The organism is Escherichia sp. 20412-1 (genome assembly GCF_003027595.1).
In the GTDB taxonomy this organism is placed as follows: Bacteria; Pseudomonadota; Gammaproteobacteria; order Enterobacterales; family Enterobacteriaceae; genus Escherichia; species Escherichia marmotae.
Genome location: NZ_PYQM01000003.1, coordinates 245,860 through 259,744, shown reverse-complemented (window position 1 = coordinate 259,744; position 13,885 = coordinate 245,860). Strand labels below are relative to the sequence as shown.

14 protein-coding genes and 2 pseudogenes are annotated in these 13,885 nt (G+C 49.4%); 12 read left to right on the top strand and 4 right to left on the bottom strand.

Annotated elements, in window-relative coordinates; translation table 11 throughout:
• The 3 genes and pseudogenes from C7B16_RS04265 to iprA form a co-directional block, all read left to right on the top strand.
• Window positions 1–562: pseudogene (locus C7B16_RS04265) on the top strand (IS3-like element IS911 family transposase); the annotation flags it as partial.
• 5 nt (window positions 563–567) lie between these two features.
• Window positions 568–1,185 (top strand): annotated as a pseudogene (locus tag C7B16_RS04260) (autotransporter outer membrane beta-barrel domain-containing protein); the annotation flags it as partial.
• A gap of 85 nt (window positions 1,186–1,270) precedes the next feature.
• Window positions 1,271–1,894 carry a hydrogen peroxide resistance inhibitor IprA gene (iprA, locus tag C7B16_RS04255; protein WP_016262983.1) on the top strand — a complete coding sequence of 208 codons (624 nt, stop codon included), beginning with the start codon at window positions 1,271–1,273 and terminating at the stop codon, window positions 1,892–1,894.
• Here the strand turns inward: iprA and ampH are convergent, their stop codons facing one another.
• Window positions 1,895–3,052, bottom strand: coding sequence for a D-alanyl-D-alanine-carboxypeptidase/endopeptidase AmpH (ampH, locus tag C7B16_RS04250; RefSeq protein WP_107179394.1), 1,158 nt, complete (start codon window positions 3,050–3,052; stop codon window positions 1,895–1,897). It abuts the gene before it with no gap.
• Window positions 3,053–3,403: 351 nt separating this feature from the next.
• On the opposite strand from ampH, the gene sbmA reads away from it, so the two are divergent.
• Complete coding sequence (gene sbmA, locus C7B16_RS04240) at window positions 3,404–4,624, top strand: peptide antibiotic transporter SbmA (RefSeq protein ID WP_107179393.1); 1,221 nt, start codon at window positions 3,404–3,406, stop codon at window positions 4,622–4,624.
• Between the two features lie 12 nt (window positions 4,625–4,636).
• Window positions 4,637–5,731, top strand: coding sequence for a surface-exposed outer membrane lipoprotein YaiW (gene yaiW / locus C7B16_RS04235; RefSeq protein ID WP_107179392.1), 1,095 nt, complete (start codon window positions 4,637–4,639; stop codon window positions 5,729–5,731).
• A gap of 57 nt (window positions 5,732–5,788) precedes the next feature.
• Here the strand turns inward: yaiW and C7B16_RS04230 are convergent, their stop codons facing one another.
• The gene (locus tag C7B16_RS04230; RefSeq protein WP_000763136.1) at window positions 5,789–6,097 is read right to left on the bottom strand and encodes a DUF2755 family protein; all 309 of its coding nucleotides are present in this window, start codon (window positions 6,095–6,097) and stop codon (window positions 5,789–5,791) included.
• Window positions 6,098–6,355: 258 nt separating this feature from the next.
• Here C7B16_RS04230 and C7B16_RS04220 point away from each other — a divergent pair, with 258 nt between their 5' ends.
• Window positions 6,356–6,568, top strand: coding sequence for a DUF2754 domain-containing protein (locus tag C7B16_RS04220; RefSeq protein ID WP_001515864.1), 213 nt, complete (start codon window positions 6,356–6,358; stop codon window positions 6,566–6,568).
• Window positions 6,569–6,771: 203 nt separating this feature from the next.
• Here C7B16_RS04220 and ddlA read toward each other — a convergent pair whose 3' ends face one another.
• Window positions 6,772–7,866: a D-alanine--D-alanine ligase gene (ddlA, locus tag C7B16_RS04215; protein ID WP_107179391.1), complete on the bottom strand. Its 1,095-nt coding sequence runs from the start codon at window positions 7,864–7,866 to the stop codon at window positions 6,772–6,774.
• A gap of 460 nt (window positions 7,867–8,326) precedes the next feature.
• On the opposite strand from ddlA, the gene iraP reads away from it, so the two are divergent.
• The 4 genes from iraP (at window position 8,327) to adrA (ending at window position 11,760) form a co-directional block, all read left to right on the top strand.
• Entirely contained in the window at window positions 8,327–8,587 is a 261-nt protein-coding gene (iraP, locus tag C7B16_RS04210; protein ID WP_001515866.1) for an anti-adapter protein IraP, read from the top strand.
• 101 nt (window positions 8,588–8,688) lie between these two features.
• Window positions 8,689–10,101 carry an alkaline phosphatase gene (phoA, locus tag C7B16_RS04205; protein WP_107179390.1) on the top strand — a complete coding sequence of 471 codons (1,413 nt, stop codon included), beginning with the start codon at window positions 8,689–8,691 and terminating at the stop codon, window positions 10,099–10,101.
• Between the two features lie 121 nt (window positions 10,102–10,222).
• Entirely contained in the window at window positions 10,223–10,543 is a 321-nt protein-coding gene (gene psiF / locus C7B16_RS04200; RefSeq protein WP_000705171.1) for a phosphate starvation-inducible protein PsiF, read from the top strand.
• A 101-nt stretch (window positions 10,544–10,644) separates the two neighbouring features.
• The gene (gene adrA, locus C7B16_RS04195; RefSeq protein WP_000484071.1) at window positions 10,645–11,760 is read left to right on the top strand and encodes a diguanylate cyclase AdrA; all 1,116 of its coding nucleotides are present in this window, start codon (window positions 10,645–10,647) and stop codon (window positions 11,758–11,760) included.
• A gap of 16 nt (window positions 11,761–11,776) precedes the next feature.
• Here adrA and proC read toward each other — a convergent pair whose 3' ends face one another.
• Window positions 11,777–12,586 (bottom strand): pyrroline-5-carboxylate reductase, encoded by an 810-nt coding sequence (gene proC, locus C7B16_RS04190; RefSeq protein WP_000412183.1) that lies wholly within the window; start codon window positions 12,584–12,586, stop codon window positions 11,777–11,779.
• A 121-nt stretch (window positions 12,587–12,707) separates the two neighbouring features.
• On the opposite strand from proC, the gene C7B16_RS04185 reads away from it, so the two are divergent.
• Window positions 12,708–13,166 carry a YaiI/YqxD family protein gene (locus tag C7B16_RS04185; RefSeq protein WP_000158170.1) on the top strand — a complete coding sequence of 153 codons (459 nt, stop codon included), beginning with the start codon at window positions 12,708–12,710 and terminating at the stop codon, window positions 13,164–13,166.
• 182 nt (window positions 13,167–13,348) lie between these two features.
• Window positions 13,349–13,873 carry a shikimate kinase AroL gene (gene aroL / locus C7B16_RS04180; RefSeq protein ID WP_000193402.1) on the top strand — a complete coding sequence of 175 codons (525 nt, stop codon included), beginning with the start codon at window positions 13,349–13,351 and terminating at the stop codon, window positions 13,871–13,873.
• Window positions 13,874–13,885 lie beyond the last annotated feature (12 nt).

The following is a 13,885-nucleotide window of genomic DNA, read 5'->3' as shown; positions in this document are numbered from 1 at the left end:
ACATGTTGCTATCCCTAACTATCTTGAACGGCAGTTCGCCGTGACCGAGCCAAATCAGGTGTGGTGCGGTGATGTGACCTATATCTGGACGGGTAAGCGCTGGGCGTACCTCGCCGTTGTTCTCGACCTGTTCGCAAGAAAACCAGTGGGCTGGGCCATGTCGTTCTCGCCGGACAGCAGGCTCACCATGAAAGCGCTGGAAATGGCATGGGAAACCCGTGGTAAGCCCGGCGGGGTGATGTTCCACAGCGATCAGGGCAGTCATTATACGAGCAGGCAGTTCCGGCAGTTATTGTGGCGATACCAGATCAGGCAGAGTATGAGCCGGCGCGGAAACTGCTGGGATAACAGCCCAATGGAACGCTTCTTCAGGAGTCTGAAGAACGAATGGATGCCGGTGGTGGGTTACGTAAGCTTCAGCGAGGCAGCTCACGCCATAACGGACTATATCGTTGGATATTACAGCGCACTAAGACCGCACGAATATAACGGTGGATTACCCCCAAACGAATCGGAAAATCGATACTGGAAAAACTCTAACTCGGTGGCCAGTTTTTGTTGACCACTTCAGACCGTTCTGGTCAGGTGGATCAAGACAGCCAGTCTGCCTACATCTACTCTTCTGCTCGCTTCGCGAACAACATCTTTGTTGATGGTAGCTTGAGCTACTCTCACTTCAACAACGATCTGTCTGCAACCATGAGCAACGGTACTTACGTTGACGGTAGCACCAACTCTGACGCGTGGGGCTTCGGTTTGAAAGCCGGTTACGACTTCAAACTGGGTGATGCTGGTTACGTAACGCCTTACGGCAGCGTTTCTGGTCTGTTCCAGTCTGGTGATGACTACCAGTTGAGCAACGACATGAAAGTTGACGGTCAGTCTTACGACAGCATGCGTTATGAGCTGGGTGTAGATGCAGGTTATACCTTCACTTACAGCGAAGACCAGGCTCTGACTCCGTACTTCAAACTGGCTTACGTCTACGACGACTCTAACAACGATAACGATGTGAACGGCGATTCCATCGATAACGGTACTGAAGGGTCTGCGGTACGTGTTGGTCTGGGTACTCAGTTCAGCTTTACCAAGAACTTCAGTGCCTATACCGATGCTAACTACCTCGGTGGCGGTGACGTAGATCAAGACTGGTCCGCTAATGTGGGTGTTAAATATACCTGGTAATATTCTTCATTCTGAAGAAATAGGTAATTTAATCTAAATAATGCCCGTCAAGGATTTGACGGGCATTACTGCAAAGGACGCGCAAATGTTATCTGTAGTTAAACCTCTTCAGGAATTTGGTAAGCTCGATAAATGTTTGTCCAGATACGGCACGCGCTTCGAGTTTAATAATGAAAAACAAGTTATATTTTCAAGTGATGTTAATAGCGAAGATACATTCGTTATTTTAGAAGGTGTTATCTCTCTGCGTAGAGAAGAAAACGTACTTATCGGTATTACCCAGGCTCCTTATATTATGGGTCTGGCTGATGGATTAATGAAAAACGATATACCATACAAATTAATATCAGAAGGAAACTGTATGGGATATCATCTGCCTGCCAAACAAACCATTGCTCTTATTGAACAACATCAACTCTGGCGTGACGCTTTCTATTGGTTAGCCTGGCAAAATCGAATTCTGGAATTACGTGACGTTCAGCTCATTGGTCACAATTCCTATGAACAAATCCGCGCTACTTTATTATCAATGATTGACTGGAATGACGAATTGCGTTCACGTATTGGTGTTATGAATTATATCCATCAACGTACACGCATATCACGTTCTGTCGTGGCAGAAGTTCTCGCGGCTTTACGCAAGGGCGGCTATATCGAAATGAATAAAGGCAAACTGGTTGCTATCAACCGTTTGCCTTCAGAGTATTAATCAGGACGCGGGGATGACCAATGGTTTATTCCCGCTAAGTTCGGTCACCAAATCATTGATGCCATCACTCATATTTTTAAAGCGTGTCAACGGCGAACGCGTGACGACCACAAAAGCACCAATATTTTTTTGCGGGATCATCGCCATATAGGTAATGAATCCGCCACCGCCGCCTGTTTTCTGAATAATTCCCGGACGCCCATCTTTCGGTGCCATATATACCCAGCCTAAACCGAGCGCATCTGCTTTACCGGGTACATCCATGCCGATCACTTTCGTAAACTGCGCGCGTTGATAAATCAGCGTCTGCATACGATCCGCCTGGTTGCTGCGCTGATAAAAATCAGACGACAAATACTGCTGCATCCAGCGCATCATATCGCCAGGCGTGGAATAAACACCGCCGCTGCCTATTGCCGCCAGGGTATTATTACAAGGACTGGCCCCGCGCTCGGCAACCATTAAACGACGGCACTGGTCCGGTGATGGTGTGTATGTGGTGTCTTTCATCCCCAGCGGACGGGTAATCTGCTCTTCAAACAACTGCGTATATGGTTTGCCGGAAGCATTCGCCAGCGCATCTGCCAGTAAGTCGAATGCGAGGTTGGAATATGCAGCCTGACTACCCGGTGCGGCTTTTAGTTTGGCGGTGGAAAGGTATTTCCAACGTTGCTCGCGAGTCGGCCAGACAAACACCGGACGATTTGCTGCGCCGCCGGGCTGTTCACGCGGCAGGGCGCTGGTATGGGTTGCCAGATTCACCAGCGTAATGGGCGTTCCATTGTAGGTCGGCACGCGTGCGCCTGGCGGCGCATATTTACTTAGCGGATCGTTTAATTTCACCGTCCCGTGATCGAGCAATTTCACCAGCATCTCACTGGTCATCAGCTTAGTGAGCGACGCAATTCGCACGACAGAATCTAATTGTGGGCGAACGTTATTACCGGGACGCGTTTCCCCATAACTGCGGAAGACGCGCTGATTACCATCGATAACAACCAGGGCCATCCCCGTGGCACCGCTGCCGTAAAAAATATGATCGGCATAGCGATCGACAATATCAGAGGCGAACTCCGGTTCGGTGATCGACTGCGCCGCATGGACGGAGGTCAATGACGCCGCACACAGCACGGCAGAAAAAAGCAGACTACGTTTCAACGGTGGTGTCCATAAATTAAATGAAGGTAACTAAGCGTATTTATACTACTCATAGATGGATTGCAAAGGGCGAATTAGTGCAATAATAGTGTTAAAAACGTAACGGCGCGTAAACACGTTCTTTTTCCTGCTCACCAATGCCTGCATTTGTGATCCTGCGCGTGTTAATCCGCTAATGTAAACAATCCTTTGTTTGTGAAATCCGTCGAAACAATTCTTACGTTCAGGTTGACGAACTAAGTAGCTTGCCATTGGTCACAATGGGCGGTTTCATTTGGCTTGCTCTTTGGAGTGGTCATGCGGTTTATGCACAGCAGTTGTTAAAATGATAAGAAGTTAGCAGGAGAGCATATGTTTAAGTCTTTTTTCCCAAAGCCGGGTACGTTTTTCCTCTCGGCCTTTGTTTGGGCATTGATTGCCGTGATCTTCTGGCAAGCCGGTGGTGGTGATTGGGTGGCTCGTATCACCGGGGCTTCCGGGCAGATCCCGATTAGCGCCGCCCGTTTCTGGTCATTAGACTTCCTGGTTTTTTATGCTTACTACATTGTTTGTGTAGGACTCTTTGCGCTGTTCTGGTTTATATACAGCCCGCATCGTTGGCAATACTGGTCAATACTCGGTACTGCGCTGATTATCTTCGTTACCTGGTTTCTGGTGGAAGTTGGGGTTGCCGTCAACGCCTGGTATGCGCCGTTCTATGATCTGATCCAAACCGCGCTAAGTTCGCCGCATAAAGTGACCATTGAACAGTTTTATCGCGAAGTGGGCGTCTTTCTGGGGATTGCGCTGATTGCGGTAGTGATCAGTGTGTTGAACAATTTCTTTGTTAGCCACTATGTGTTCCGCTGGCGTACAGCGATGAACGAGTACTACATGGCAAACTGGCAACAACTCCGTCATATCGAAGGTGCCGCCCAGCGTGTGCAGGAAGACACTATGCGTTTTGCCTCTACGTTGGAAAATATGGGGGTAAGTTTTATCAACGCTATCATGACGTTGATCGCCTTCTTGCCGGTGTTGGTGACGCTCTCCGCGCATGTGCCGGAATTGCCGATTATTGGACATATTCCGTATGGCCTGGTGATTGCTACCATCGTCTGGTCGCTGATGGGCACCGGGCTGCTGGCGGTGGTGGGGATCAAACTGCCGGGACTGGAATTTAAAAACCAGCGCGTAGAAGCGGCTTATCGTAAAGAGTTGGTTTATGGTGAAGACGATGCATCGCGCGCGACGCCGCCAACGGTACGCGAGCTGTTCAGCGCCGTGCGGAAGAACTATTTTCGTCTCTATTTTCACTATATGTATTTCAATATTGCCCGCATTCTCTATTTGCAGGTTGATAACGTTTTCGGTTTGTTCTTGCTGTTTCCGTCGATTGTTGCCGGTACGATTACGCTCGGCCTGATGACGCAAATTACCAACGTTTTCGGCCAGGTGCGCGGTGCTTTCCAGTATCTGATTAACTCATGGACTACGTTGGTAGAGTTAATGTCTATCTACAAACGTCTGCGCAGCTTTGAACATGAGCTGGATGGTGACAAAATTCAGGAAGTAACCCATACGTTGAGTTAAAAAGGAGAGGTAATGTCGCAGTTCACTCGTCTTTCTTCGCTTTCATTGTTGGCGGTTCTGGTTTTAGCGGGGTGTAGTAGTCAGGCTCCGCAACCGTTGAAAAAGGGCGAAAAAGCGATAGATGTAGCGAGCGTCGTGCGGCAGAAGTTGCCCGCCAACGTGAAGGACCGCGATGCCTGGGCGAAAGATATTGCCACCACTTTTGAAAGTCAGGGGCTGGCACCGACGCTGGAAAACGTCTGCTCGGTGCTGGCGGTGGCACAGCAGGAGTCTAATTATCAGGCGGATCCGGCCGTTCCGGGCTTAAGTAAAATTGCCTGGCAAGAGATTGACCGTCGCGCCGAACGGATGCATATCCCCGCTTTTTTGGTTCATACCGCGCTGAAAATTAAATCACCAAACGGCAAAAGTTACAGCGAACGGTTAGATTCCGTGCGTACAGAAAAGCAGTTAAGCGCGATTTTTGACGATCTGATCAGCATGGTGCCGATGGGCCAGACGCTGTTTGGTTCGCTTAACCCGGTGCGCACGGGTGGGCCGATGCAAGTCAGCATTGCTTTTGCCGAACAGCATACCAAAGGCTATCCGTGGAAAATGGACGGTACTGTCCGTCAGGAAGTCTTTAGTCGTCGCGGCGGATTATGGTTTGGTACTTACCATTTACTGAATTATCCCGCCAGTTACAGCGCGCCGATATATCGTTTTGCTGACTTTAATGCCGGCTGGTATGCCAGTCGGAACGCCGCGTTTCAGAACGCGGTCAGCAAAGCCAGCGGCGTGAAACTGGCGCTGGATGGGGATTTGATTCGCTATGACAGCAAAGAACCCGGTAAAACAGAACTGGCAACGCGCAAACTGGCAGGCGAACTGGGTATGAGTGACAGCGAAATTCGCCGTCAGTTAGAGAAAGGGGACCGCTTCTCTTTTGAAGAGACGGCGTTGTACCAGAAAGTTTATCAGCTTGCAGAAGCGAAAACGGGTAAATCGCTACCACGTGAAATGTTGCCCGGTATCCAACTGGAAAGCCCGAAAATCACTCGTAACCTTACAACAGCATGGTTTGCGAAGCGCGTTGATGAGCGACGGGCGCGTTGTATGAAACCGTGATCAATGGGGAATCGTAGGCCAGATAAGGCGTTTACGCCGCATCTGGCACAGCAAATCTTACTGGCGACGATGTCGCCAGTGCAGCCATAAAGCAACCACGGCAAAAATGAAGCAACCAACCAAAAATGGGATTAGCCCAAAAATGGTGCCGACACCTAAGCCGATTTCCACTCGTGGGCGGCCTGTATCCTGAACCTGCATTAAACGCTCATAGACGCCAGGCGCATGCACCAACAGATTCAGTAATTGCGCCCCAATCCAAAAGCAAAACAGTACAAACAGCGCATAGGCAATGTTGCCAGGCGTTGAAGAGGTGTTGCGATATTTTCCGTTAAACAGCGATTTTGATAGGGTGAAATCAGCCATAAAAACCTCCGGAAGTCATTTGCTTCTCTTCTGGTGTGATACCAGCGGCTATGGCAAGTCTGACAGGTCATTGAGATTGTCAATATCAGAATCATGGTAAATTGATGGTGGGAATATTCCCGAAGCGTGAATATTCGTCGTGAGTCACAAAATGGTAACTTTAAGCTAAATTTTTTAACGATACTGGAAATGCTGTCTACGCTACAGACGGATGTTACAGAATATGCGAGGATGCTGTTTTTCATTATCGGAGCTGCCATGAATCTGCCTGTAAAAATCCGCCGCGACTGGCACTACTATGCGTTCGCCATTGGTCTCATTTTCATTCTTAACGGTGTGGTGGGTTTGCTGGGATTTGAAGCAAAAGGTTGGCAGACATATGCAGTCGGTCTGGTGACGTGGGTAATTAGTTTCTGGCTGGCGGGGCTGATTATTCGTCGTCGCGATGACGAAACTGAAAACGCCCAATAACATATGATTGGGCGTTCAGGGGATGGCAAAGTACTCGCTGTTCATGCCGGATGCGGCATTAACGCTTTAGCCTGTCTACAAAATCTTGCAAAATCAATATATTGAAATTGTCTGGTAGGCCTGATAAGCGTAGCGCATCAGGCAATCTTACGCTTGTCACCAGTCTTAAACGCCCAATAAAAATATTACCGGGCGATTGAAAATTACATTGTGGTTTTCAACGCGTTATCCGCAGCGTGACGTTCCAGTGCCAGTTCAATCAAACGCGTGATCAGGTCGGTGTAGCCCAGACCGCTGGCTTGCCACAACTTAGGATACATGCTGATATTAGTGAAGCCCGGCAGCGTGTTGATCTCGTTGATCACCACCTCGTTTTCCGGCGTTAAGAAGACGTCTACACGCGCCATGCCAGCACAGCCCAGCGCCTGATAAGCCTGAATGGCAATCGCCCGGATCTTATCGTTGATGTCTGGCGCAATGGCTGCCGGAACCACCACTTTCGCACCATCTTCGTCAATGTATTTGGTGTCGTAGGCGTAGAAATCGCTGGTCAGGACGATCTCGCCACAGGTGCTGGCTTGCGGATTGTCGTTGCCCAGAACCGCGCATTCGATCTCACGCCCTTTGATCCCTTGTTCAACGATTACTTTGTGATCGAACTCGAACGCCAGATCGACGGCAATCATGTACTGTTCTTCGTTAGTCACTTTGCTGACGCCAACAGAAGAGCCCTGGTTAGCGGGTTTAACGAACAGCGGTAAACCCAGTTTAGACTCCACTTCGGCAAAACTGATTTTGTGACGATTGGCGCGTGTCAGGGTAATAAATGGCGCAATGTTCAACCCGGCATCACGCAGCAGACGTTTGGTGACGTCTTTATCCATACAGGCGGCAGAGGCCAGCACATCGGAACCGACAAACGGTAAATTAGCGACCCGCAGCATCCCCTGCAGGGAGCCATCTTCACCCAGCGTACCGTGGACAATCGGGAAAATGACATCTACCGTCGGCAATGGTTGGCCGTTCTGTGCATCAATAAGTTGATGCTCATGTCTACCCGGCACCTGCGCGAGGCTGGTAGCCGAAGGGCGCAACGCGATATGGGCAGGATCGTCTGCGTTTAGCAGATAATTACTGGCATCGCTGACGTGCCATTGCCCTTGTTTATCAATGCCCAGCAGCACAACGTCGAAACGACTTTTATCAATGGCATCGACAATGTTTTTTGCCGATTGCAGAGACACTTCATGTTCCGCTGATTTTCCACCAAAAACGATACCTACCCGCAGTTTTTCCATCTTAAAAACCTATCCCGTCGAACATAAAGAACATACATTACCACGACAAAACGGTTGATTCGCGGCCTTCTGACAGAATGTTGCAATCTTCTGGTCACAAAGCGCTCAGCGTACTGACTGTGAAATATCATCGATTAAATTATGTGCTACAGATCACAAAAATGATGAACGGGAAGCTAATTTGTTGCTGGCATTAACCATGACTCGGCTTGTGAATAACTTAATAATAAGTTAACGAACTAAATATATTTCATAACTTTTTATTATATTAATGATTTATAATTGAATAGCTGTTTTATTTGTAAGGTAATTATTTAAATAAGAGAAACGTTTCGCTGATAAATATGTGGAAATATTTGTGCAAAGTATTTCCTTCGTCATAAAAATACTACTTCCAGCCCCTATGCAGTTATGAAGCATAATGTTAACTTCTCCATACTTTGGATAAGGAAATACAGACATGAAAAATCTCATTGCTGAGTTGTTATTTAAGCTTGCCCAAAAAGAAGAAGAGTCGAAGGAACTGTGCGCGCAGGTTGAGGCACTGGAGATTATTGTCACCGCGATGCTTCGCAATATGGCGCAAAAAGACCAACAGCGGTTGATTGATCAGGTTGAGGGGGCGTTGTATGCGGTAAAGCCCGATGCCAGCATTCCTGATGACGACACGGAGCTGCTGCGCGATTACGTAAAGAAGTTATTGAGGCATCCTCGTCAGTAAAAAATTAAGCCTTTTCAACGATTGTCATAAAGCTGTCACGCCAGAGACTTATAGTCGCTTTGTTTTTATTTTTTACTGTATTTGTACATGGAGAAAATAAAGTGAAACAAAGCACTATTGCACTGGCTCTCTTACCGTTATTGTTTACCCCTGTAACAAACGCCCAGACGCCGCAGACATCCATTCTGGAAAACCGGGCTGCACAGGGAGATATTACTACGCCCGGCGGTGCCCGCCGTTTAACAGGCGATCAGACCGCCGCCTTGCGTGATTCACTTAGCGATAAGCCGGTAAAAAATATTATATTACTGATTGGCGATGGGATGGGGGATTCGGAAATTACTGCCGCACGAAATTATGCCGAAGGTGCGGGCGGTTTTTTTAAAGGAATCGATGCGTTACCGCTTACCGGGCAATACACTCACTATTCTCTGGATAAAAGAACCGGTAAACCGGACTACGTAACCGACTCCGCTGCGTCAGCAACCGCCTGGTCAACTGGCGTCAAAACCTATAACGGCGCGCTGGGCGTCGATATTCATGAAAAAGATCATCCAACGATACTGGAGATGGCAAAAGCCGCAGGCCTGGCCACTGGCAACGTTTCAACGGCTGAATTGCAGGATGCCACACCTGCCGCGCTGGTGGCGCATGTGACGTCGCGCAAATGCTACGGACCGAGCGTTACCAGTGAAAAATGCCCGAGTAATGCGCTGGAAAAAGGCGGTAAAGGCTCCATCACTGAACAACTGCTTAACGCTCGTGCCGATGTAACGCTTGGCGGCGGTGCAAAAACGTTTGCAGAAACAGCAACCGCCGGTGAATGGCAGGGAAAAACGCTGCGTGAACAAGCACAGGCGCGTGGTTATCAGTTAGTAACTGATACAGCCTCGTTAGAAGCGGTGACGGAGGCAGATCAGGATAAACCACTGCTCGGATTATTTTCCGATGGCAATATGCCGGTACGCTGGAAAGGTCCAAAGGCGTCTTATCACGGCAATATCGATAAGCCTGCGGTAACTTGTACTCCGAATCCGCAGCGTAATGACAGCATACCGACGTTAGCGCAGATGACCGACAAGGCCATTGAGTTATTAAGTAAAAATGAAAAAGGCTTCTTCCTGCAAGTCGAAGGTGCATCGATCGACAAACAGGATCACGCCGCGAATCCTTGTGGGCAAATTGGTGAGACGGTTGACCTTGATGAAGCTGTACAACGGGCGCTGGAATTTGCCAAAAAAGATGGTAACACCCTGGTAGTGGTAACGGCTGACCATGCTCACGCCAGCCAAATTGTCCCGCCGGATACCAAAGCACCGGGTCTGACTCAGGCGTTAAATACCAAAGATGGCGCAGTAATGGTGATGAGCTACGGTAACTCTGAAGAGGATTCGCAAGAGCATACTGGCAGCCAGTTGCGTATTGCTGCTTATGGCCCGCACGCTGCAAACGTCGTTGGCCTGACCGATCAGACCGATCTCTTCTACACCATGAAAGCCGCATTGGGCCTGTAATTAAACCGCACCCGACGATGAATTTGTGTCGTCGGGTGGTTTTTTTGCTGTTAGCAACCAGACTTAAAGGCAGATCACGGGCGCAAACGCTCCTGGTTAAAATGTTAAGAGGGATGGTGCTATGAAAATAACATTACTGGTTACCCTGCTATTCGGTTTAGTTTTTTTAACCACAGTCGGCGCTGCCGAGAGGACGTTAACCCCGCAACAACAGCGTATGACTTCCTGTAATCAACAGGCCACGGCGCAGGCGTTGAAAGGGGATGCCCGTAAGACGTACATGAGTGATTGCCTGAAGAACAGTAAGTCTGCGCCCGGCGAGAAGAGTTTGACGCCGCAACAGCAGAAGATGCGCGAATGCAATGGTCAGGCGACGCAGCAATCTCTGAAAGGTGATGATCGCAATAAGTTTATGAGCACCTGCCTCAAGAACGCCGCGTAATACCTGATAGTGCTAACGGGTGAGCTAAGAAAATGGCTCACCCGAAATATCATACTCCCGCTCTTAATCCCGTCTCTATAATTTGGGCAAATTGTTTCTAAATGTTCCCAAAAATAATGAATGATGAAAACTTTTTCAAAAAAGCGGCGGCGCACGGGGAGGAACCACCATTAACTCCTCAAAACGAACATCAGCGTTCCGGGCTGCGCTTTGCCCGTCGCGTCAGGTTGCCCCGTATGGTTGGACTGGCTGGGATGTTCTTACCGATTGCATCAACGCTGGTTTCGCACCCGCCGCCGGGGTGGTGGTGGCTGGTGTTGGTCGGCTGGGCTTTTGTCTGGCCGCATTTAGCCTGGCAGTTAGCGAGCAGGGCCATTGATCCACTTAGCCGGGAAATTTACAACTTAAAAACTGATGCAGTATTAGCGGGGATGTGGGTAGGCGTGATGGGCGTAAACGTGCTGCCTTCGATCGCGATGTTAATGATTATGTGTCTGAATTTGATGGGGGCTGGTGGCCCTCGTCTGTTTGTCGCTGGTCTGGTGTTAATGGTAGTTTCCTGCCTTGTCACGCTTGAACTAACGGGTATCACGGTGTCGCTAAATAGTGCACCGCTGGAGTGGTGGCTTTCCCTTCCCATTATCGTTATTTATCCTCTGCTGTTTGGCTGGGTCAGCTACCAGACGGCAACAAAACTTGCAGAACATAAACGCAGATTGCAGGTAATGAGCACTCGTGATGGCATGACGGGGGTTTATAACAGGCGTCACTGGGAAATTATGCTGCGTAATGAGTTTGATAATTGTCGGCGGCATAACCGCGATGCGACGTTATTAATCATCGATATCGACCATTTCAAAAGCATCAACGACACCTGGGGCCACGATGTGGGTGATGAAGCGATTGTGGCACTGACCCGACAGTTACAAATCACTCTGCGCGGCAGTGATGTGATTGGTCGTTTTGGGGGCGATGAATTTGCGGTGATTATGTCTGGTACGCCAGCAGAAAACGCCATTACCGCCATGTTACGCGTACATGATGGGCTAAATACATTACGCTTACCAAGTACGCCGCAGGTGATGTTGCGGATAAGTGTTGGTGTCGCGCCGCTGAGTCCGCAAATGAGTCACTATCGCGAGTGGCTGAAATCGGCCGATATGGCACTCTATAAAGCAAAGAAAGCCGGACGTAACCGCACCGAAGTGGCGGCCTGACGTCCGGAGTGGTTCATCAGGATTTGCTAAGTTTTTCTGATTTTTCCATACACTTCGTCATCGCTTCGATCACTGCGGCACGGAAACCTTTCTCTTCCAGCACGCGTACTGCTTCAATGGTGGTGCCTCCTGGTGAGCAGACCATATCTTTCAATACGCCCGGATGTTCTCCGGTTTCCAGCACCATTTTTGCAGATCCCATTACCGCCTGGGCGGCAAATTTATACGCCTGCGCGCGTGGCATCCCACCTAGTACGGCGGCGTCGGCCATCGCTTCGATAAACATAAAAACATAGGCAGGTGAAGAACCGCTCACGCCGACCACCGGGTGGATCATCGGCTCGGCAATCACCTCCGCCTCGCCAAAACAGCGGAAAATATTCAGCACATCGGCGGTATCCTCTGGCGTGACCAGTGCGTTTGGCGTCACGGAGGTCATCCCGGCATTGACCAGCGCGGGAGTGTTCGGCATGGCGCGGATAATTTTCCGGTCATGGCCCAGTGCCCGGGCAAGTTGGTCGAGTGTGACGCCCGCAGCAATAGAAACCACCAGCGAGTCTTTATTCAGGCTGGAAGTGATTTCACTAAGCACTTTGATCATAATGCCAGGTTTAACAGCGGCAAAAACGATGTCGGTGATTTGTGCCACTTCCTGCGCCGATTCTGCGGCGTTGATGCCAAACTGATCATGCAAAGCGGCGACTTTATCCGGGGAGGGGGTATAGACCCAGATTTGCCCTGGAAGAACCTGACCACTGGCAATCAGACCGCCGAGAATGGCTTTTCCCATATTGCCGCAGCCAATAAAACCGATTTTCTTTTCCATTGCCTCACTCCTGCCGTGAAATTCATTGTTTTGGAAAGCGCCTGGTCAGAAGCATAAACAGAACTATGCCGGAAGGCAAAAGCGCGACACAATAGAGGATGACCCAACAAAGGAGGGGCTTATGACGATATGGGTGGATGCCGATGCGTGTCCCAATGTAATTAAAGAGATTCTGTATCGCGCAGCAGAACGTATGCAGGTGCCGTTGGTGCTGGTGGCAAATCAGAGTTTACGCGTGCCGCCATCGCGGTTTATTCGCACGCTACGCGTCGCGGCAGGCTTCGATGTTGCCGATAATGAAATTGTACGTCAGTGTGAGCCTGGCGATCTGGTGATCACTGCTGATATTCCTTTGGCTTCTGAAGTCATCGAGAAGGGGGCTGCGGCACTTAATCCACGTGGCGAACGTTACACGACGGCGACCATTCGCGAACGCCTGACAATGCGCGATTTTATGGACACCTTACGCGCCAGTGGTATTCAAACCGGGGGGCCAGATAGCCTTTCACAACGTGACCGCCAGGCCTTTGCCGCTGAGCTGGAAAAGTGGTGGCTGGAAGTGCAACGTAGTCGCGCATAAATGTAATTTATTATTTACACTTCTTTCTCGCTAATTTCTTGGTATAGTAAGGTGTAGATTGAAATTTTTACCTTAAGTGGAATTATTTCTTTACAATCGAAATTGTACTAGTTTAATGGTATGATCGCTATTCTCACGAAACCGGCTTTCGCCGCATTGCGGCCTTTTGGGGAAAACCCACGATGACACAACCTCTTTTTCTGATCGGGCCTCGGGGCTGTGGTAAAACAACGGTCGGAATGGCCCTTGCCGATTCGCTCAACTATCGGTTTGTCGATACCGATCAATGGCTGCAATCACAACTCAATATGACGGTCGCAGAGATCGTCGAAAGGGAAGAGTGGGGCGGATTTCGCGCCAGAGAAACCGCAGCACTGGAAGCGGTGACTGCGCCATCCACTGTTATTGCCACGGGTGGCGGCATTATTCTGACGGAATTTAATCGTCACTACATGCGCAATAACGGGATTGTGGTTTATTTGTGTGCGCCAGTAGCGGTACTGGTTAATCGCCTGCAAGCTGCACCCGAAGAGGATTTGCGACCAGCCTTAACCGGAAAACCGCTAAGTGAAGAAGTTCAGGAAGTGCTGGAAGAACGCGATGTGTTATATCGCGAAGTTGCGCATATTATCATTAACGCTAACAACGAACCCAGCCAGGTGATTTCTGAAATTCGTTGCGCCCTGGCACAGACGATCAATTGTTGATTCCCGAGTGCC

Bases quoted from the DNA above. Each gene is read 5' to 3' on its own strand.
- iprA (WP_016262983.1), top strand. From the start codon at position 1,271: ATGTTATCTGTAGTTAAACCTCTTCAGGAATTTGGTAAGCTCGATAAA.
- sbmA (WP_107179393.1), top strand. From the start codon at position 3,404: ATGTTTAAGTCTTTTTTCCCAAAGCCGGGTACGTTTTTCCTCTCGGCC.
- yaiW (WP_107179392.1), top strand. From the start codon at position 4,637: ATGTCGCAGTTCACTCGTCTTTCTTCGCTTTCATTGTTGGCGGTTCTG.
- C7B16_RS04230 (WP_000763136.1), bottom strand. From the start codon at position 6,097: ATGGCTGATTTCACCCTATCAAAATCGCTGTTTAACGGAAAATATCGC.
- C7B16_RS04220 (WP_001515864.1), top strand. From the start codon at position 6,356: ATGAATCTGCCTGTAAAAATCCGCCGCGACTGGCACTACTATGCGTTC.
- ddlA (WP_107179391.1), bottom strand. From the start codon at position 7,866: ATGGAAAAACTGCGGGTAGGTATCGTTTTTGGTGGAAAATCAGCGGAA.
- iraP (WP_001515866.1), top strand. From the start codon at position 8,327: ATGAAAAATCTCATTGCTGAGTTGTTATTTAAGCTTGCCCAAAAAGAA.
- psiF (WP_000705171.1), top strand. From the start codon at position 10,223: ATGAAAATAACATTACTGGTTACCCTGCTATTCGGTTTAGTTTTTTTA.
- adrA (WP_000484071.1), top strand. From the start codon at position 10,645: ATGTTCCCAAAAATAATGAATGATGAAAACTTTTTCAAAAAAGCGGCG.
- proC (WP_000412183.1), bottom strand. From the start codon at position 12,586: ATGGAAAAGAAAATCGGTTTTATTGGCTGCGGCAATATGGGAAAAGCC.
- C7B16_RS04185 (WP_000158170.1), top strand. From the start codon at position 12,708: ATGACGATATGGGTGGATGCCGATGCGTGTCCCAATGTAATTAAAGAG.
- aroL (WP_000193402.1), top strand. From the start codon at position 13,349: ATGACACAACCTCTTTTTCTGATCGGGCCTCGGGGCTGTGGTAAAACA.